Genomic DNA, 20155 nt, shown 5'->3' with positions numbered 1-20155 from the left:
GCATTTTCCCGACCGTCCCGGAGGAGAACGCCATGGCACGCAGGCACCGCACACCGCTGTCGGCGCTCGCCCTGGTCTCGTTGGCGCTGCCGCTGCTCGCGCTGCCCGGCCACGCCTCGGCCGCCCCGCCGGTCAACTCGTGCGGGGAAGAGGGCTTCGACCCGGCTGTGGAGCCGCCGGACCCCGGCGCACCGCAGCTGCCGCGGATCGACATCCCGCCCGTCGTGAAGATCCCCCTGCCGTATCCCGAGATCGTGCCGGTCCCGGTTCCCGGACCGGAGCCCGACGTCACCCGCGTGCGGCAGGAACCCTTACCCGCCGATCCGTGTGCCGACCCGTGCCCGGTTCCGGGCCTCGCGCCGGACGCTCCCGATGCCCTCTCGAGCGGCTCGAGCGGCTCGAGTGGGTCCGCAGGCTCGAGCGGATCCACAGGCTCGAGCGGATCCTCGAGTTTCCTGCCTCGCGTCGAACTGGATCCGCAGCCGGAGACGATCCCGATCCCCGTGCCGGGCCCGCCGGGTGCGCCCGTCCCACCGGCCCCGCCTCGGGAGGATCCGCCGTTCGAGCCGGGCACGGTCACCGCCCGCCCGACCGCGCCCGTCGTCGGCGACGTCGAACTGATTTCCCAGCTCACCGGTCCCGGCTCGGAGAATCGCACCGACGCGCGCTGGGCCGTGCACGGCACCGATCTCGGCATCGCGTGGGAGACGCGCCCCGGGGAGGTGGCCCTCGCCTTCGGCGACACGTTCGGTGCGCAGTGGTCCCCGCCGGGCGGGGCCGGCGGCGACTGGCGCAGCAACGTGCTGGCGTTCAGCCGCGATGCGGACCTGTCGGACGGCCTCACCATCGACGCGATGGTGCAGGACAGCCCGTGCCACGCCGCGGAGATCCTCGACGCCCGGCATGTGAAGAACTTCGAGACCACCGTCATCCCCACGTCCGGTTTCGCGATCGGCGACCGGCAGTACCTGAGTTACATGTCCGTGCGACGGTGGAGCGTCGTGCCGGGCATGTGGTACACGAACCACGGCGGCATCGCCTACTCCGACGACCACGGACAGACGTGGGTGAAGGATCCACATGCTCGCTGGGACAACGTGTTCGGGCTGGGCCGGTTCCAGGTCGCGACGATGGTGCCGCACGGTGACCACGTCTACATGTTCGGCACTCCGAACGGCCGCATCGGGTCGGTGGGCCTGGCCCGCGTGCCGGTCGACGACGTGCTCAACCCTTCCGCATACCAGTACTGGGTACACGACCGCTGGATGCCGGTCTTCGAGCAGCTCGCCACCCCACTCGCCGACGGCGCGGCGAGCGAGCTGTCGGTGCGGTTCGACGCTGCGCGAGACCGCTGGCAGATGAGCTACCTGGATCCGATCGCCGGCAACATCGTGCTGCGCGAGTCGGATTCACCTCAGGGCCACTGGTCGGATGCCACGCCGCTGGTGCGGACGGCCGACTACCCGAAGGCCTACGGCGGCTTCATGCATCCCTGGTCCGACGGCCGGGACCTGTACTTCACCGTGTCGGAGTGGGACAGCTACAACGTCTACCTGATGCGCGCCCGCCTGGATTGAATCCGGCTGCGCCGCAGCGGAGCCGAGCGAGTGTACCGTTCACCTCCGCGGCCCGACGGAACGATGTGTTCGCTCGGTCAGCGGGCGGCGTGGATGCGGACTTCGGTGGCCTTGACGACGAACCACACCGCCGCGCCGGGTGCGAGTGCGAGATCGGCGGCTGCGGACGTGGTGACCTCTGCGGTCATCCCGGACTCGGCGGCGCGGACGAGGACGGTGGCACCGCGGACCTCGAGTTCCCCGACGACGACGGCGAACGAGTTGCGGGGACTGCCGTGCGGCTCGTCGGGATAGACCGCGACGGCCGCGGGGGCGAACACCGCGACCGCCGAATCCCCCGGAGCGCAGTCGTCGTCGGGCACCCCCCGCACCCGGCCGACGACGGTGTCGACGCCGTCCGCGGTGAGGGTGCCGGCGAGCAGGTTCAGTCCCGCGATGCGAGCCGCGAACGCGCTGCGCGGCCGGGACAGCACGTCGCGCACCGTGCCTGCCTCGACGATCCGGCCCCCGTCGACGACGACGGCACGATCCGCGAGGGCGAGGGCGTCGAGCGGGTCGTGGGTGACCACGAGTGCCGTGCGCCCGGCGTCCTTCAGGACCGTGCGCAGCAGCGACCGCACGGCCGGGGCGGCCGTCACGTCGAGGGCCGCCATCGGTTCGTCGAGCAGCAGCAGCCGGGGGTCGGCGGCCAGCGCACGGGCGATCGCGACGCGCTGGGCCTGACCGCCCGAGAGCTGCCGCGGTTTCCGGTCGGCGAGGTCCGTCGCGCCGACGGCGGCGAGGTGCCGCCACGCCGCCGCGCGGGCGGCCGATCGGCCGCGTCCCGCACTGCGGGGAGCGAATGCGACGTTGTCGAGGACGCTCAGGTGCGGGAACAGCAGCGGCTGCTGGGCGAGCAGCGCCACCGCGCGGCGGTGCGGCGGCACCGCCACCCCCGTCGCCGTGTCGGTGAGAACCCGCCCGTCGACCTCGACGCGGCCGTCGTCGGGCTGCAGCAAACCCGCGATCACGTTCAACGCGGTCGACTTCCCGGCACCGTTGGGCCCCAGGACGGCGAGCACGCTGCCGGACTCCGCGGCGACCGCGAGGTCGACGTCGCGGGACTCGACCCGGGCCCGCAGTTGCAGTCCGGTCACGGCCCACCCGCTGTCCGTCGCCCCCGCACGGCGACGACGATCACGAGCGCGACCACGACGAGCAGCAGCGACAATGCCACCGCGGTGTCGGCGTCGGTCTCCCGCTGGAGGTAGATCTCGAGCGGCAACGTGCGGGTGACACCCTGGAGGCTGCCGGCGAAGGTGAGGGTGGCGCCGAACTCTCCGAGCGCCCGCGCGAAGGCGAGGACGGTGCCGGACGCGAGTCCCGGCAGCACGAGGGGGAGGGTGACGCGGCGGAAGACGGTGGTCGGGCGTGCCCCCAGCGTTGCGGCGACCGCCTCGTACCGGGTGCCGGCGGTGCGCAGGGCGCCCTCGAGACTGATCACCAGGAACGGTAACGCGACGAACGTCTGCGCGAGGACCACTGCCGTGGTGGAGAACGCGATACGGATTCCGAGCAGTTCGAGGTACTCGCCGAGCAGTCCCCGGCGACCGAAGGTGTACAGCAGCGCGATGCCGCCGACGACGGGCGGCAGCACGAGTGGCAGCAGCACGAGCGAGCGCAGCACCGGAAGCCCGCGAAAGGTGCTGCGCGCGAGCACGGTCGCCATCGGCACGCCCAGCAGGACGCACAGCACCGTGGCGGCACCCGCGGTCCGCATGCTCAGGGCCAGGGCCTGCAGGGACGCCTCGGAGGTCACCAGATCCGGGAAGTGCCGCCAGTCGACGGCGAGGATCAGCGACAGCAGCGGCACGGCGACGAACAGTCCCCCGACGAGCGCGGGGACGTAGATCCACGCCGGCAGCCCCGCCGGACGGACGCGCGTCACGGGCCCGCGAACCCGTGCTCGGTCAGGACCCGTCGCCCGTCGGGCCCGGTGACGTGCGCGACGAACGCCGCCGCGGGATCCGCCGCCTCTGCGAGGACGGCGACGGGGTAGGTGTTGACGGCCGCGGCGGACTCGGGGAACGGCACGGTGGTCACGGCGTCCCCGGCCTGTCGGGCGTCCGTGACGTACACCAGCCCGGCGTCGGCCTGGCCGCTGGTCACCTTGCCGAGGACGTCCGTCACCGACGACTCCTCGCTGACCGGAGCGAGGTCGACCCCCGTGGCCTGCTCGATGCGGGCCGTCGCCGCGCCGCACGGCACCTGCGGCGCACACACGACGACGTCGGCTCCGGGCCGGCCCAGGTCCGCGAAACCGGTGATGCCGAGCGGGTTGCCCGGCTCGGTGACGATGGTGAGGGTGTTGGTCGCGAAGGCCACGGGATCGCCCGCGACGACACCGGCGTCGACGGCCCTGGTCATGTTGGCGGCGTCGGCGGTGGCGAGGACGTCCGCCTCGGCACCCTGCGACAGGCGGGCGACGAGATCCGACGAGCCCGCGAAGTCGAACACGACGCGGGTGCCCGGATTGCGGGCCTCGAAATCCGCGCCGATCTCGCGGAAGGGCGCCTGCAGCGACGCGGCCGCGTACACCGTGAGCTCACCCGCGGCCCCGGACGGCGACCCCGGGCCGCCGCCGGCCTCCCCGGCGCATCCGGCGAGGACGAGCGCGGCGACGGCGACTGCGAGAGCGGGTTTCACGATGCCCCTCCGGGGGTCTCGACGATGACCGTCGTGGCCTTGACGACGGCGACCGCGAGACTGCCCGGTTCGAGGCCGAGTTCCCGGACGGCCTCGCGGCTCATCAGCGAGACGACGCGGTGCGGGCCGCACTGCATCTCCACCTGCGCCATGACGGTGTCCGCGACCACCCGGGTCACGATTCCCGCGAACCGGTTGCGGGCGGAGCTGCCCACGCCGAGCAGATCGGGTGCCTCGTCCGCCTGCCGCCGGGCGAACTCGGCGAGGTCGGCTCCCTCGACGATCTTGCGCCCGGCGCCGTCCTTGCCGGCCGGCAGAGCGCCCTGGTCGATCCACCGTCGCACGGTGTCGTCGCTGACGCCGAGCAGCCGGGCGGCATCCTTGATGCGAATCTGCGTCACAATGCAGACACTACTTCCGCGTCTGCGGGCCTATCAACCGAAAATCGACGAATCTGCGGTTCAGTACACGTCGCGCACGTAGCGCTTCTCCGCGGCGAGTTGCTCGACGTACGCCTCGGCGTCCACCGCGTCGAGCCGGCCGTGCACCTGAACCACCTCGCGCAGCGTCTCGTCGACGTCCTTCGCCATCCGGCTCGCGTCGCCGCACACGTAGAAGTGGGCACCGTCCTGCAACCACTTCCACAGCTGCGCTCCGTGCTCGCGCATCCGGTCCTGCACGTAGATCTTCTGTCGCTGGTCGCGGGAGAAGGCGAGATCGAGCCGGGTCAGGAAGCCGTCGGCGTGCATCGCCTCGATCTCGTCCCGGTACAGGTAGTCGGTCGACGACCGCTGATCGCCGAAGAACAGCCAGTTCCGGCCGGTGTGGCCCATCTCGCGGCGATCGTGCAGGAAGGCGCGGAACGGTGCGACACCGGTGCCGGGCCCGACCATGATCATCGGGGTGTCCGGAGTCCGGGGCGGCCGGAAGTGGGTGCTGCGCTGGACGAAGATGGGAATGTCGACGCCGTGACTGTGGTCGGCGAGGAAGCTCGAGCACACCCCCGCCCGGGCGATGCCCTCGTAGTTGTACCGCACCACCGACACGGTCAGCTGCACCTCGCGGGGGTTGGTCCGCGGGCTCGACGAGATCGAGTACAGGCGGGGCTGCAACCGCTTGAGCACGGGCAGCCATTCCGCGATCAGCGCCTTGAACGGATACGCCGCGATCACGTCCATCGCCTGCTTGCCCCACAACCACCGCTGCAACTCGATCTTGTTGCCCGGGCGCAGCAGCTTCGCCAGTTCCGCGCTCTGGGTCTGCTCGTGGACGAAGCGCAGCAGCTCGGGGGTCACCCGAGCGATCTCGAGGTGCCGGGTCACGGCCTCGCGCAGCGGAATGGTCGGCAGATCCGGGAATTCCACGGGTGTTTCGGGATCGAGCGCGGTGACCTGGAGCCATTCGTCGACCGCCTCGGGTCCGTTGGTGGGCATCACGCCGAGCGCGTCGCCCGCCTCGTACACGAAATCCGGGTCGTACAACTCGAATCCGAACTGGCGCACATCCTTCGACGAGCCGGACCCGCTGAGCGGCACGTTCCGGGTCAGGCGCGTGACGAGCGGCGCCTTCCGGCTGTAGGCGGGTTCGGACTTCGCCGGCGGTCCCGGCGCGGACGGAGCCGGCACGGCCCCGTCGAGACGCACGAGTTGCTCGACCGTGGCGAGCCATTCGCCGGCCGGTCCCTCGTAGTCGGGTTCGCAGTCCACCCGCTGCGTGAGCCGGGTGGCTCCGAGTTCGGCGAGGCGCTCGTCGATGCGGCGGCCGTGGCCGCAGAAGTCGTCGTAGCTCGAGTCGCCGAACGCCAGCACGGCGTAGCGGGTGTCGGGGAGGCGGGGTGTGTCGTCCCGGTCGAGCGCGTTCCAGAACGCGGTGCCGTTGTCCGGGGCGTCGCCGTCGCCGAACGTGCTGGTGACGACGAGCAGATCGCGCACCCCGGTCAGCGTGGACACGTCGACGTCGTCCATCCCGGTCAGGGTGACGGGCCTGCCCGCGGCGCGCAGCCGCTCGGCGCACAACCGGGCGAACTCCTCGGCATTGCCGGTCTGCGAGGCCCACACCACCACCACCGGCGCCACCCCGTCGGACTCGTCGCGGTCCTGCGCGGTGTGCGAGAAGTGTCCCGCCAGCATCCCGTCCACCCAGGCGCGGGTGGCGGCCGGCAGCGGAGCGGACGCCGGGAGCACGGGGACACCCGCCTGCCCGGACTCCCGGAATCCCGCCAGAAATCCGGTCAGATAGTGTTTTTCGAGTTCGTCGAGTACCGGCCGCGCCGTGTCGGCCAGTCCGAGCGCGGAGGCGAGACGGTCCGCCGGCGCGTCGTCCCCGGCCGCCGTCGCCACCTTCGTCAGCGACACCGCGCACACCTTGAACTCCGGCTGCAGCGACGCGGGATCGACGGCGTCGTTGGTGACCGCGTTGACCGCCAGGTACTCCCCGAACATGTCGTTCCAGTGGAACGGGGCGAAGCAGCATCCCGGCCGGACCCGGTCGGTGACCACGGCCGGCAGCACCGCCCGGCCGCGGCGGGACGCGACCTCCACCTGGTCGCCGTCCGATATCGAGAGCCTCTGCGCGTCGGCAGGATTGATCTCGACGAAGGGTCCGGGGTTCAGCTTGGTGAGCTTGGCGACCTTCCCCGTCTTGGTGAGGGTGTGCCACTGGTGCTGGACGCGGCCGGTGTTGAGCACGACGGGGAAGTCGTCGTCGGGCATCTCGGCCGGCAGCATGTGGGGGCGGGGATGGAACACGGCCCGGCCGCTGGCGGTGGCGAACCGCAGCCGGGGGAGGGAGCCGTCCCCGGACCTCAGCAGGGTCTGGCTCACGCCGTCGTTCAGATAGCGGATCGGGTTCCGGTCGGTCGCGCCCTCGGGCGGGCACGGCCACTGCACGGGGGTCTCGCGCAGCCGGTCGTAGCTGATTCCGCGCAGGTCGTATCCGGTCTTCGGGTTCCGGAAGCGCCTGATCTCCTCGAAGATCTCCTCGGAGCACGAGTAGGTGAACGCCTCGGCGTAGCCCATCGCGCAGGCGACGCGCGCGATGATCTGCCAGTCCGGCAGGGCCTGCCCGACCGGGTCGATCGCCTGTCGCAACAGCGTCAGGTTGCGCTCGGAGTTGACCATCACCCCCTCCGACTCCGCCCACAGCGCTCCCGGTAGCAGGATGTCCGCGTACGCGGTGGTCTCGGTCTCGAGGAAGACGTCCTGTGCGACGACGAGCTCCGCCCTCTCGAGCGCTTCGACGACGGTGCGCCGATTAGCCACGGAGGCAACCGGATTGGTGCAGATGATCCAGCAGGCCCGGATGGCACCGGCGGCCATCTGCTCGAACATGTCGATCGTGCCCTTGCCGACGGTGGTGGGGATCGCACCGGCTGGCAGCCCCCACTGCTGCTCGACGAAGGTCCGCTCGGCGTCGTCGAGAACGGACCGCTGCCCCGGCAGACCGGGCCCCATGTACCCCATCTCGCGCCCGCCCATCGCGTTGGGCTGACCGGTGAGCGAGAAGGGGCCGCTGCCGGTGCGACAGATCGCGCCGGTGGCCAGGTGCAGGTTGCAGACCGCATTGGTGTTCCAGGTGCCGTGCGTGCTCTGGTTCAGGCCCATCGTCCAGCACGACATCCAGTTGCCCGCCTCGCCGATCCACCGCGCGGCCGTGCGGATGTCGTCCTCGGCCAGCCCGGTGATCTCCGCGACGCGCTCGGGCGTGTAGTCCGCGAGGAAGGGAGGCATGGCCTCCCAGCCCTCGGTGAACTCCGCCACGAAGTCCCGGTCGACGTGCCCGTTCTCGACGATCAGGTGCAACAGGCCGTTGAGCAGCGCCAGGTCGGTCCCGGGCGCGATCTGCAGGAACAGGCCCGCCTTCTCGGCGGTGGGGGTGCGCCGGGGGTCGACGACGACGAGTCTGGCCCCGGCCTTGACCCGGTTCATCATCCTGAGGAAGAGGATGGGATGGCAGTCGGCCATGTTCGCGCCGCTGACGAAGAACAGGTCGGCGTGGTCGAAGTCCTGGTAGGAACCGGGCGGGCCGTCCGCACCGAGCGACTGCTTGTATCCGGTGCCGGCGCCGGCCATGCACAACCGGGAGTTGGACTCGATGTTGTTGGTACCGACGAATCCCTTCGCGAGCTTGGTCACCAGGTACTGCGCCTCGAGCGACATCTGTCCGGAGACGTAGAAGGACAGGGCGTCGGGGCCGTGCTCGTCGAGCACCCCCCGCAACCGGCGGGCCGTGTCGGCGATCGCGGCGTCGACGTCCACGGGCACCGGGGCGTCCCCGCGTTCGGTGCGACGGTACGCGGTCTCCATGCGTCCGCCGGCGGCCAGCATCTCCGCGCTGGTCGCCCCCTTCGTGCAGAGACGCCCGAAGTTGGTGGGGTGGTCCTTGTCGCCGTACGCGTCGAGCACCCGCCGGGCACCGGTGGCGGGATCGAGGCCGACCTCGAGCACCATGCCGCAGCCCACGCCGCAGTATGAGCAGGCGGTCTTGACCTTCGTGATCTCGCCCTGCATCGAACCGCTCCTCACCTGGGTCGGCCACGTTCCTCCGGCCGCGTCCCATGCTCCCGACCCCGTGTTTCGTGAGCATTAACCGTGGTGAGTCCCCGGTGACATCTGGCTCACGATTCGCCGTGCGGGCCGGTGAGAGGGTGAGCGCGCACCCCGGACGCACGGCATCCCGCCGGCCGTCACAGCCGGCGGGATGCCGCCCCGAGATGTGAGGATCGGTCCGGGTGAGGCCCGACCCTCAGGGATCAGGTGAGGTCGAACCGGTCGAGGTTCATCACCTTGTTCCAGGCCGCGACGAAGTCCTGCACGAACTTCTCCTGCGCGTCGGCGCTGCCGTAGACCTCGGCGATGCCGCGCAACTGCGAGTTCGAACCGAAGACCAGGTCGACGGCCGTGGCTGTCCACCTGACCTCACCCGAGGCCCGGTCGCGGCCCTCGTAGATGTTCTCGGCGGTCTCGGACACCTTCCACTCGGTGCCCATGTCGACCAGGTTGACGAAGAAGTCGGTCGTCAGCGCCCCGGGCCGGTCGGTGAAGACACCGTGGGCGGAGCCACCGAAGTTGGCGTCGAGGGCTCGCAGGCCGCCGACGAGCACCGTCATCTCCGGGGCGGTCAGCGTGAGCAGGTTCGCCCGGTCCAGCAGCAGGCGCTCGGGCGGCTGCTTCTCCCCGTTGCGCAGGTAGTTGCGGAACCCGTCGGCCCGGGGCTCGAGTACGGCGAACGACTCCGTATCGGTCTGTTCCTGCGAGGCATCGGTGCGGCCCGGCGAGAACGGGACCGTGATCTCGACACCGGCATTCTTCGCCGCCTGCTCGACTGCGGCGCAGCCGCCGAGGACGATCAGATCGGCGAGCGAGACCTGCTTCCCGGACTGCGCGCCGTTGAAATCCTGCCGGATCCGCTCGAGCACCGGCAGTACCTCGGCCAGCTTGTCCGGTTCGTTGATCGCCCAGCTCTTCTGCGGCTCGAGGCGGATGCGGGCGCCGTTGGCCCCGCCGCGCTTGTCGGTGCCGCGGAAGCTCGCCGCCGACGCCCACGCGGTCGCGACCAACTGCGGGATGGACAGTCCCGACTCGAGGATCTCGGTCTTCAGGGCGGCGATGTCGTCCGCGCCGATCAGTTCGTGATCGACTGCGGGGACGGGGTCCTGCCACAGCTGCGCCTCGGGGACCCACGGGCCGAGGTAGCGCGTGACCGGCCCCATGTCGCGGTGCAGCAACTTGTACCAGGCCTTGGCGAACTCCTCCTCGAATTCCTTCGGGTTGTCCAGCCAGCGACGGGTGATCGGCCCGTAGATCGGGTCGAGCCGCAACGAGAGGTCCGTGGTCAGCATCACCGGTGAGTGGCGCTTGGACGGATCGTGGGCGTCGGGGACGGCGTCGGCTGCGGCCCCGTCCTTCGGGATCCACTGCCACGCGCCGGCGGGGCTCTTGGTCTTCTCCCACTCGTAGCCGTACAGGGTTTCGAGGTAGGTGTTGTCCCATTGCCGCGGGGTGGGGGTCCAGGCGCCCTCGAGCCCGCTGGTGATCGCGTCCCCGCCGACGCCGGTGCCGTAGGAGTTCTTCCAGCCCAGGCCCATCTGCTCGATGGGGGCGGCCTCGGGCTCGGGACCGACGTGGTCGGCGGTCGCGGCCCCGTGGGTCTTGCCGATGGTGTGCCCGCCCGCGATGAGGGCCGCCGTCTCGACGTCGTTCATCGCCATCCGGCCGAACGTCTCCCGGATGTCGATGGCCGCGGCGAGCGGATCCGGATTACCGTTGGGCCCTTCCGGATTGACGTAGATCAGCCCCATCTGCACGGCGCCGAGCGGGCCGGACAGTTCCCGCTCGCCGGCGTACCGCTCGTCCCCGAGCCAGGTGTCCTCGGGACCCCAGAACACCTCGTCGGGCTCCCAGATGTCCTCGCGGCCGAAGGCGAAACCGAACGTCTTGAATCCCATGGATTCGTACGCGCAGTTGCCGGCGAAGATCAGCAGATCCGCCCAGGAGAGCTTGCGGCCGTACTTCTGCTTGATCGGCCACAGCAGCCGGCGCGCCTTGTCGAGGCTCGCGTTGTCGGGCCAGCTGTTGAGGGGAGCGAAGCGCTGGGCGCCCTTACCGCCACCGCCCCGGCCGTCGGCGATGCGGTACGTGCCCGCGGCATGCCAGCTCATCCGGATGAACAGCGGCCCGTAGTGGCCGTAGTCGGCCGGCCACCACGGCTGCGACGTCGTCATCAGCGCGAAGATGTCCTGTTTGAGGGCCTCGACGTCGAGGCTTGCGAACTCGTCGGCGTAGTTGTAGTCCGGGCCCATCGGATTGGAGAGGGGCGAGTGCTGGTGGAGAACCTGCAGGTCCAGCTGGTTGGGCCACCAGTCCCGGTTGGTCCTGGGCCGGTGCGGTTTCGGCTCGGGGGACGGGATTACCGGATTTTCGCTTTCACTGTTGGACACGTCGGCCCTTCCTTCCGGATGCGGTGAATCGGACGATGATCACGGATGTGACCGCGAAGCGTGCGCTGCCGAGCAGTCGGGGCACGTGCCCCAGTAGATGACCTCCGCCTCGTCGACGAGGAAGCCGCTGGGGTCGGACGCCGTCAGGCAGGGCGCCTCGCCGACGGCGCAGTCGACGTCGACGATGACCCCGCAGGACCGGCAGACGAGGTGGTGGTGGTTGTCCCCGACCCGCGACTCGTAGCGTGCGACGGAACCGGACGGCTGGATCCTGCGCACCAGACCGGCACCGGTCAGGGCGTGCAGCACGTCGTACACGGTCTGCCGGGACACGTCGGGCAGACCGGTACGCACGGTTCCGAAGATCGTCTCCGTGTCGGCGTGCGGGTGCTCGTGCACCGCCTCCAGCACTGCGATCCGGGGCCGGGTCACGCGCAGCTCCGCCGTACGCAATTGCTCCACGAATTCCTGCGTCGAGGGCACGGGGATACTATGACGCACTTTTCTGGAATGAGTCCCGACTTTGACGCAATCGCAGCATGATCAGAGTTCGGGCGCATGCCCGGGCGCCGCCCACAGCTGGGCGGGGTGGTCCGGGCTACCGGGTCGTGCGGGACGGCCCCGGCTACCGGGCGCTAGGGCTTCGGTTGCTGCGACCACCACTTCAGCAGCTCGGCCTCGGCCTCGTCGCGATCGAGGGGCCCACGGTCGAGCCTCAGCTCCTTGAGGAACTTCCACGCCTGCCCCACCTGCGGGCCGGGCCTGAGGCCGAGCAGTTCCATGATGGCGTTGCCGTCGAGGTCGGGCCGGACCTTCGCCAGGTCCTCCTGCTCGGCGATGCGCTCGATGCGCGTCTCGAGATCGTCGTAGGTGGCCTGCAGCGCCGCGGCCCGGCGCTTGTTGCGGGTGGTGCAGTCCGCCCGGACCAGCTTGTGCAGCCGGGGCAGCAGGTCACCGGCGTCGTGCACGTAGCGACGGACCGCCGAATCCGTCCACTGGCCCTTGCCGTAGCCGTGGAACCGCAGGTGCAGGAACACGAGCTGACCGACGTCGTCGATCATCTGCTTGGAGTACTTCAGGGCCCGCATCCGTTTGCGGACGAGCTTGGCGCCGACGACCTCGTGGTGGTGGAAGCTGACGCCGCCGCCCGGCTCGTTGCGCTTCGTCGCGGGCTTGCCGATGTCGTGCAGCAGGGCCGCCCAGCGCAGCACGAGGTCGGGGTCGCCGTCCTCGAGGTCGATGGCCTGCCGGAGCACGGTCAGCGAATGCCAGTACACGTCCTTGTGCTGATGGTGCTCGTCGATCTCGAGCTTCATCGCGGGGATCTCCGGGATCACTCGCTCGGCGAGGCCCGTCTCGACCATGATGTCGATGCCCTCGATGGGGTAGTCACCGAGGATCAGCTTGTCGAGTTCGGCCTGCACCCGCTCGGCGCTGATCCGCAGGATCTCGTCGGCCATGGCCACGATCGCGTCGTGCACGCGTTCGGCCAGCCCGAACCCCAGCTGGGAGACGAACCGCGCCGCGCGCAGCATCCGCAGCGGGTCGTCGTGGAACGACTCGCTCGGCAGCGCGGGCGTGTCGATGACCCCGGCGAGCAGGGCATCCATTCCGCCGAGCGGATCGACGAAGTCCTCCGCGCCGGTCGGGCCGATCCGCACGGCCATCGCGTTGACGGTGAAGTCGCGCCGGACGAGGTCGTCCTCGAGGCGGGTGCCGTACTCGACGATCGGATGGCGGGTGACGCGGTCGTACGCGTCGCTGCGGAACGTGGTGATCTCGATCTGCTCCGGTCCCTTGACCGCGCTGATCGTGCCGAAGTCGATGCCGGTGTCCCACTGGTGGTCGGCCCAGCCGCGCAGCAGCGCCTGCACCTGCTCGGGCCGCGCATCGGTGGTGAAGTCGAGATCGGTCCCGAGGCGACCGAGGACCGCGTCCCGGACGCTCCCTCCCACCAGGTAGAGCTCGTGACCGGCGGCGGTGAAGCGCGCACCGAGCGGCGCCAGGATGTCCGACAGCGCACGCAGCGTCGCGTCGGCCCCGGCGAGCAGTCGGGCGCGCCGCTCGGTGTCGGTGGAGGGAGAGTTCACGTCTTCGAACCTTACCGAGGTGGCCGAACGCACCGGTGCGCGCTCCGGACGTGCCTGGTTGAACCGCCGGGCGCGTCCCGCCAACTAGTATCGATGGGGTGTCGCCCGCAGAACGTGCCAACCGCAACCGCCGCACCTCGCGGCGGCGTGGCGCGGGCGCCAAGTCCGGTGGCCGGTCCACCTCCGACACGTCGAAGCCTCACCTGCGCACGGTCCGCGAGACCTCGGCCGGGGGACTGGTGGTCGACGGCCTCGGCGGACCCCCCGAGAAACTGTGCGCGGCGTTGATCGGACGCACCGACCGTCGGGGCCGGCTGCTGTGGTCGCTGCCGAAGGGACACATCGAGAAGGGTGAGACCGCCGAGCAGACGGCGATGCGCGAGGTCCACGAGGAGACCGGCATCCACGGCACCGTCCTCGCCACCCTCGGCAGCATCGACTACTGGTTCGTCACCGAGGGCCGGCGCGTCCACAAGACCGTGCACCACTACCTGCTGCGCTACCTGGACGGCGAGCTCTCCGACGCCGACGTCGAGGTCACCGAGGTGGCCTGGGTCCCGCTGCCGGAGCTGCGCTCGCGCCTGGCGTACGCGGACGAGCGCAGGCTCGCCGACGTCGCCGACCAGTTGATCGCCGAGATGGATCCGTCGATGCTGCTCGGACCCGGCGGACCGGAGGCCCGTCTCGGATGACGTCGGCAGCTCGCCGGGCCGCGGCGGCCGTTCTCGCCGTGCTCGCGCTCGTCCTGACGACGGCGGGCGTGTCCGTCGCCCAGCCGCGCAGCGACGGGTCCGACGCGCCGCGCTTCCTCGAACTGCGCATCGACTCGGTGACGCCGACGACGGTGTCCACCAGCAGCGAGCCGGTGGTGACGGTGACCGGCACGCTCGAGAACGTCGGGGACCGCGACGTCGAGGACATCGCCGTGCGGCTGCAGCGTGCCCCGGCGGTCGGCTCCGCCGAGGAGCTGCGCACCGCGTTGACCTGGGATCAGACCGCCTACGACCGCACGGGTCCGTTCGAATCGGTCGCCGACGTCCTCGAGCGGGGTGAGCAGCGGCAGTTCCGTCTCGAACTGGCGCTGCGCTCGGCGCAGGACCCGTCGCTGGGAATCGACGCACCCGGGGTGTACCCGCTGCTCGTCAACGTCAACGGCGCTCCCGAGTACGGCGGTCAGGCCCGGCTCGACGACGCCCGGTTCCTGCTGCCCGTGCTCGGGGTGCCCCCGAGCGAGAACCGGACGGACCGCCCCGTGCCGCCGGACACGTCCGCACCCGTGGGGATCACGATGATGTGGCCGCTCGCGGACCGGCCGCGTCTCGCGGCGGGGGTGCCCGGCTCGGCGACGGAGCCGGTCCGCCTCGTCGACGACGACCTTGCGACGTCGCTCGCCGACGGCGGTCGTCTCGACGGACTGCTCGACGCCGCCGAACGGGCGGCCACCGCCGAGGACCGCCGCGTCGCCGACGCGCTGTGCCTGGCTGTCGACCCCGACCTGCTCGTCACCGTCGCCAACATGACCCGCGGCTATCTGGTGGTCGAGGACCCCGCCGAGCCGATGGGCGACGCCCGCGACGGGGAGGGGACGGCGGCGGCCGCCGCGTGGCTGGAACGGTTGCGAGCCGTCGCCGGCTCGATGTGCACGGTCGCGGTGCCCTTCGCCCAGGTCGACACCGCCGCCCTCGCCGAACTCGACGACGCCTCGCTCGCCGGGCCCGCCCTCGCCGCCCCCACCGGGATCGTGAACACGATCCTCGGGATCACCACGACCCGCGACGACGTGGTCTGGCCCGATGCCGGGGTCCTGACCGAGAAGGCGGGGGCGTTGCTCGCCGCCGACAGTCCGGTGACGGCTCTGCTCGCCGACACCGCGGTCGACGCCGCGGACGCGGCCGCGGGCACGGGTCCCGCGCCCGTGCGGGGCGTGGACGGCCTGTCCACGGTCCTGTTCGACAGCGCCGCCGCGACCGCGCTCGCGGCGCTCGGTGACGCACCGCAGACGCCGTCGTTCACCGACGAGGACGCCCGCTACGACCTCACCGAGGATTCCCCGGACGCCCGTCTGCAGGACGCGCTGGGCGCCCTGAGCTGGTCCGCGCTGCGCACCCGGGACGACGTCACCCGGACCGTGTCCACCGGCGCACCCGCGGCCCCGGACTCCGTGCTGTTCGCGCCGCCGCAGTCGTGGAGCGCATCCGGCGACGACGCCGCCGCGGTCCTGTCGATGGTCGGCACGCTGATCCGCTCGGGCCTGGCCACCGCGCGTCCGTTCGACACCCTGTTCACACCGGTCCCCGGGGACACGCCCACTGTCGCGCTGTCCTACCCGGAGCAGGCCATCGTCGACGGCGCCTCGGCCGAGGTGATGGACACGGCCCGCGAGCAGGCGCCCCGCCTGGATGCGTTCGAGGAGGCGCTCGTCGAGGATCCCCAGGCACAGCTCACGCCGCAGCAGTTCACCGCGCCGTTGCGCGAGGATCTGCTGCGCGCGATGAGTCTGGCGGGCCGGCGCGGACCCGACCCCGGCGCCGCAGCACGCGACGCGGTGCGGCGCGGCGACGAGGTCCGCGACGCCGTCGACGGGATGTTCGCGGGGGTGACCGTGCTCTCACCCGGTGGCGTCTACACGCTGACCTCGGAGCAGAGTCCCCTACTGTTGGTCGCGCGCAACGATCTGCCGGTGGGCATCACCGTGCGGCTGCACGTGGACGCCCCGTCGGCGATGAAGATCACCGACATCGGGCCCACACAGCTGCCGCCGCGGGGCAGCCGCACCCTCACGGTGCCCGCGCAGATCAGCGATTCGCGGAAGATCGGTGTCGAGTTCGCCCTGACCACGGAGTCCGGGCTGCCGCTCGGCACCCCGACGAACGTGACGGTACGGTCCAACGCGTACGGCCAGGTTCTCGCGATCGTCACCGGCTGTGCGGGGGCGCTGCTGCTGTTCCTGGCGGGCCGTCGTCTCCTGCACCGCTTCCGCGGCGAGCCCGATCCAGCCGACGAAGGGTACGAGAAGCAATGACCGGGAATCCGACCCGTGAGGACGTCGCCCCGCCCGCCCCCGCGGCGGCGGAGCCGGCCCCGCGTAAGAACCCCGGCCTCCTCGCCGCGACCGGCTCGATCGCCTTCGCCACCCTGATCAGCCGGATCACCGGCTTCGTCAAGCAGGTGCTGCTGCTGACCCTGCTCGGTGCCGCCGTCGCCAGCTCCTACACGGTCGCCGCCCAGATCCCGAACATGATCTCCGAGCTGGTGCTCGGCGCCGTCCTCACCTCGATCGTCGTGCCGGTGCTGGTCCGCGCGGAACGCGAGGACCCGGACGGCGGTGCGGCCTTCGTCCGGCGCCTGTTCACCGTCTCCGTCACCGTGCTCGGGCTCGCCGCCCTGCTGGCCACCGCCGCCGCGCCGGTCCTCGTCACCCGGTTCTTCCTCGACGACACGGGCAAGGTGTCGACGACGCTGACCACGGCGCTGACGTATCTGCTGCTGCCGGCGATCCTGTTCTACGGCCTGTCGGCGCTGCTCACCGCCATCCTGAACACCCGGCAGGTGTTCAAGCCGGGCGCGTGGGCGCCGGTGCTCAACAACGTCGTCGTCATCACGGTTCTCGTCCTGTACTTCCTGCTGCCCGGGGAGATCACCCTCGACCCGGTGCGGATGAGCGACCCGCACCTGCTCCTGCTCGGCTGCGGCGTCACCCTCGGTGTGGTGACCCAGGCGATGTCCCTGGTGCCGGCGCTGCGCCGCGAGGGGATCAGCCTCAAACCGCTGTGGGGGCTCGACGACCGGTTGCGCCAGTTCGGCGGCATGGGCGCAGCCATCGTGCTGTACGTGCTCATCAGCCAGGCGGGCATGGTGTTCGCGACCCACGTCTCGTCGAGTGCCGACGCGGCCGGTCCGGCGATCTACAACAACGCGTGGTTGCTGCTGCAGCTGCCGTACGGCGTCCTCGGCGTCACGGTGCTCACGGCGATCATGCCGCGGCTGAGCCGCAACGCCGCCGCGGAGGACACCCCCGCCGTGGTGGACGACCTGTCGGTCGCGACCCGGCTGACGATGATCGCGCTGATCCCGATCGTCGTGTTCTTCACCGTCGCCGGCCCGCAGATCGGCACGGCCCTGTACGGCTACGGCAGCTTCGGCGAGGGCAACGCCGAACGGCTCGGCCAGGCCGTCAGCTGGTCGGCGTTCACCCTGATCCCGTACGCCCTCGTCCTCATCCATCTGCGCGTGTTCTACGCGCGCGAGCAGGCGTGGACCCCCACGTGGATCATCCTCGGCATCACCGCCGTGAAGGTCGCCCTGTCCGCCCTCGCGCCCGTCGTCGCCCGCAACGACGACCAGGTGGTGCTGCTGCTGGGCGTGGCGACCGGCCTGGCGTTCACGGTCGGGGCGGGCATCGGCGGATTCCTGCTGCACCGCGCCCTCGGCGATCTGCGGATGGCGAACGTGGGCCGGACCCTGTGGCACGTGGTGACCGCGTCGGCCGCGGGCGCCGTGGTGATGCTGATCGCCGATCGGCTGCTGCGGCTCGGTGCGCTCAGCGACCGGTTCGGCGGCGTCGGCTCGATGGTGCGCGTCGCGATCACCGGCGCGCTGATGCTGCTGGTGACTCTCACGGTCATGTGGCTGCTGAAGGTGCCCGAGATCCTGGCGATCACCGCGGCGGTCCGGCGCAAGGTCGATGCGCTGCGCGGTCGCACGCCGGTCGAACCGGAGATCGCCGAGGCCGATGCCGACGAGATCGCCGAACTCGAGGCGGCCCGGGAGTCCGAGGCGGAGAAGACCATCGTGTTGCCACGACTGGACTACGGCGACTACGGGGTGGCCCCCTACGACGCGGTCACCGAGGTGCTTCCCGCGCTCCGGAACCTGCCGAGCCACATCGATGCACACGGGCAACTCCCGTACCCTGGTCGACGGCAGGTTCGGACCGCCCGGGACGGATCGCGCCGGTTCGCGGATGCCGGACGGCCTCCCGGCTACCTCCGGGGCGGGCGAGTCGAACAAGAAGGAGTGAGGGTGAGCGACGATCACGCTACCGGTAAGTCCACGGTCGATGAGTCCGCATCGACCGATCCCGGTTCGGTGTCCACGGACGCCGACGGCACGCGGTCCCCGCAGGCCGGCACGCCCGATCGTTCCCCCTCGTCCCGCAAGTCCGCCGACGGTGCGGCCGACGGCCGGTCCGGCGCCGGCCGGCCGCAGCGCGATCCTCACGTCGACACCGGCGTCGTCCCCGTCGGCTCGCCCCAGCTGCCGCCCCTGCGGGTGCCCGGGTCCGCTCCGCGCACCCCGATGCGCGGGCCGAAGCTGATCCCCGGCGCGTCGGTCGCCGGCGGTCGCTACCGTCTGCTCGCCCCGCACGGCGGCGCGCGCGGTCTGCGCTTCTGGCAGGCGCAGGACGTCAAGCTCGACCGTGAGGTGGCGCTGACGTTCGTCGACGCCGAGCAGCGCGCCGGGGACGTCACCGGTCCCGACGGTCCGCAGGCGATCCTTTCGCGCACGCTGCGCCTGGGACGGATCAACTCACCGGGGCTCGCCCGGGTACTCGACGTGGTCCGCGGCAGTTCGGGCGGCATCGTCGTCGCCGAGTGGACACCCGGTCGCTCGCTGCGCGAGATGTCCGGCACCGAGCCGTCCCCGCTCGGTGCGGCACGCGCGGTGCAGGCCCTCGCGGCCGCGGCCGAGGCTGCGCACCGCGGCGGTGGCGCCCTCTCGATCGACCACCCCGACCGGATCCGCATCAGTGTCGCCGGCGACGCGGTGCTGGCCTTCCCCGCCACCTTCGCCGACGCGGACGTCACCTCCGACGTCCGGGGCCTCGGCGCCGGCCTGTACGGCCTGATCACCGCGCGCTGGCCGCTGCCCGAGCAGGCCGCGCCCGGGCAGCAGCCCCCGGCCCAGACCGGCGGCACGATCGGCGGCATGCGCCCCGCGGACCTGACCGCCGAGGGCACCCCGGTCGAACCCCGCGCGCTGCGGCCGGAGGTGCCGTTCGAGATCTCCGCGGTCGCAGTGCGCGCGCTCGCGGCCGACGGCGGCATCCGGACGGCGGCCACCGTGCAGCACATCCTCGGCCAGGCCTCGGTCGTGGACCAGAAGACCGACATGATCCCGGCGCTGCGGCTCGGGCAGCGCAGTCCCGGCGCCACCAACCACGCGCTCGCGGACCCCGAGGCCCTCGCGGAGGAGAAGAAGCGGTCGGAGCGGATGCTGTTCGCGCTCGTCGGGCTCGGCATCACCACCGTGGTGCTGCTCGCCCTGATCGGCTGGTGGATCGCGAACCTGCTCGCGGGGGGCAGCTCCGACGAGCCGCTCACGAGTCAGGACTTCGGACTCACCCCGACCACCGAGGCCCCGTCGGAACCGGTGGCCCAGGCGCCGGCGCCGGCCGCGGCCGCGGGCCCGGTGGCGGCGTCGGCGGTGTCGGTGTTCTCCCCCCAGGGCACTCCGGACTCGCCGGCGACGGCGCGGTTGGCGATCGACGGCGATCCCTCGACGGAGTGGAGCACCGATGCCTACTTCCAGCCGTTTCCCGCGTTGAAGAACGGAGTGGGCCTGATGGTGGCGCTCGCCGAGCCGGCGGCGCTCTCGTCGGTGTCGGTGACATCGGACAGCCCGGGTACGAAGGTCGAGATCCGCAGCGCGCCGTCGGACCAGGCGTCCCTGGACCAGACCCAGGTGATCGGTTCGGCGACACTGCGTTCCGGCGTCACGGAGATCCCGGTCGAGTCCGAGGGACGCACCTCCGACGTGCTGGTGTGGATCACGGGCCTGAGCACGTCCGGTGGCGGCAACAAGAGCTCGATCGCCGAGGTGACGTTCACCGCCGCCGAGTAGCCGGCACTCGCACCCCCCGGTAG

Annotated in this window: 12 protein-coding genes; 4 read left to right on the top strand and 8 right to left on the bottom strand. The window is 71.4% G+C overall.

The features are described 5' to 3' along the window. Nucleotides 1–32: 32 nt before the first annotated feature. Nucleotides 33–1577 carry a glycoside hydrolase family 183 protein gene (locus RR3_RS15760; RefSeq protein ID WP_064066701.1) on the top strand — a complete coding sequence of 515 codons (1545 nt, stop codon included), beginning with the start codon at nt 33–35 and terminating at the stop codon, nt 1575–1577. Between the two features lie 77 nt (nt 1578–1654). Here RR3_RS15760 and RR3_RS15755 read toward each other — a convergent pair whose 3' ends face one another. From RR3_RS15755 to RR3_RS15720, 8 genes are all read right to left on the bottom strand, one after another. Then, nucleotides 1655–2713, bottom strand: coding sequence for a sulfate/molybdate ABC transporter ATP-binding protein (locus tag RR3_RS15755; protein WP_010595414.1), 1059 nt, complete (start codon nt 2711–2713; stop codon nt 1655–1657). Next, complete coding sequence (locus RR3_RS15750; RefSeq protein ID WP_064066702.1) at nt 2710–3504, bottom strand: ABC transporter permease; 795 nt, start codon at nt 3502–3504, stop codon at nt 2710–2712. Before RR3_RS15750 ends, RR3_RS15755 begins: the two co-directional genes overlap by 4 nt. Beyond that, nucleotides 3501–4262 (bottom strand): molybdate ABC transporter substrate-binding protein, encoded by a 762-nt coding sequence (modA, locus tag RR3_RS15745; RefSeq protein WP_040273090.1) that lies wholly within the window; start codon nt 4260–4262, stop codon nt 3501–3503. Before modA ends, RR3_RS15750 begins: the two co-directional genes overlap by 4 nt. Further along, nucleotides 4259–4663 carry a TOBE domain-containing protein gene (locus tag RR3_RS15740; protein ID WP_017681031.1) on the bottom strand — a complete coding sequence of 135 codons (405 nt, stop codon included), beginning with the start codon at nt 4661–4663 and terminating at the stop codon, nt 4259–4261. Before RR3_RS15740 ends, modA begins: the two co-directional genes overlap by 4 nt. Before the next feature lie 60 nt (nt 4664–4723). Next, complete coding sequence (locus RR3_RS15735; RefSeq protein ID WP_064066703.1) at nt 4724–8770, bottom strand: bifunctional nitrate reductase/sulfite reductase flavoprotein subunit alpha; 4047 nt, start codon at nt 8768–8770, stop codon at nt 4724–4726. Nucleotides 8771–9012: 242 nt separating this feature from the next. Further along, entirely contained in the window at nt 9013–11199 is a 2187-nt protein-coding gene (gene katG, locus RR3_RS15730) for a catalase/peroxidase HPI (protein WP_059175061.1), read from the bottom strand. Between the two features lie 39 nt (nt 11200–11238). Further along, nucleotides 11239–11682: a Fur family transcriptional regulator gene (locus tag RR3_RS15725; RefSeq protein WP_026137834.1), complete on the bottom strand. Its 444-nt coding sequence runs from the start codon at nt 11680–11682 to the stop codon at nt 11239–11241. A gap of 152 nt (nt 11683–11834) precedes the next feature. After that, nucleotides 11835–13289, bottom strand: coding sequence for a CCA tRNA nucleotidyltransferase (locus tag RR3_RS15720; RefSeq protein ID WP_017681027.1), 1455 nt, complete (start codon nt 13287–13289; stop codon nt 11835–11837). A gap of 98 nt (nt 13290–13387) precedes the next feature. Here RR3_RS15720 and RR3_RS15715 point away from each other — a divergent pair, with 98 nt between their 5' ends. Genes RR3_RS15715 through murJ form a run of 3 tightly spaced genes read left to right on the top strand, consistent with a single transcriptional unit; the run spans nt 13388 to nt 20132 of the window. Beyond that, nucleotides 13388–13981, top strand: coding sequence for an NUDIX hydrolase (locus RR3_RS15715; RefSeq protein WP_010595422.1), 594 nt, complete (start codon nt 13388–13390; stop codon nt 13979–13981). Further along, a complete protein-coding gene (locus RR3_RS15710) occupies nt 13978–16311 on the top strand; it encodes a DUF6049 family protein (RefSeq protein WP_017681026.1) in 2334 nt (777 codons plus the stop codon). The genes RR3_RS15715 and RR3_RS15710 overlap by 4 nt, the downstream gene beginning before the upstream one ends. Further along, entirely contained in the window at nt 16308–20132 is a 3825-nt protein-coding gene (gene murJ / locus RR3_RS15705) for a murein biosynthesis integral membrane protein MurJ (RefSeq protein WP_010595425.1), read from the top strand. Before RR3_RS15710 ends, murJ begins: the two co-directional genes overlap by 4 nt. Nucleotides 20133–20155 lie beyond the last annotated feature (23 nt).

It is taken from the genome of Rhodococcus ruber NBRC 15591 (genome assembly GCF_001894945.1).
GTDB lineage: Bacteria > Actinomycetota > Actinomycetes > Mycobacteriales > Mycobacteriaceae > Rhodococcus > Rhodococcus ruber.
Note: the sequence above shows the minus strand (reverse complement) of the source record. Positions and strands in the feature narration are given on the sequence as shown.

Coding starts and splice junctions, on each gene's coding strand:
- RR3_RS15710 (WP_017681026.1), top strand. CDS start 13,978: ATGACGTCGGCAGCTCGCCGGGCCGCGGCGGCCGTTCTCGCCGTGCTC.
- RR3_RS15735 (WP_064066703.1), bottom strand. CDS start 8,770: ATGCAGGGCGAGATCACGAAGGTCAAGACCGCCTGCTCATACTGCGGC.
- RR3_RS15760 (WP_064066701.1), top strand. CDS start 33: ATGGCACGCAGGCACCGCACACCGCTGTCGGCGCTCGCCCTGGTCTCG.
- murJ (WP_010595425.1), top strand. CDS start 16,308: ATGACCGGGAATCCGACCCGTGAGGACGTCGCCCCGCCCGCCCCCGCG.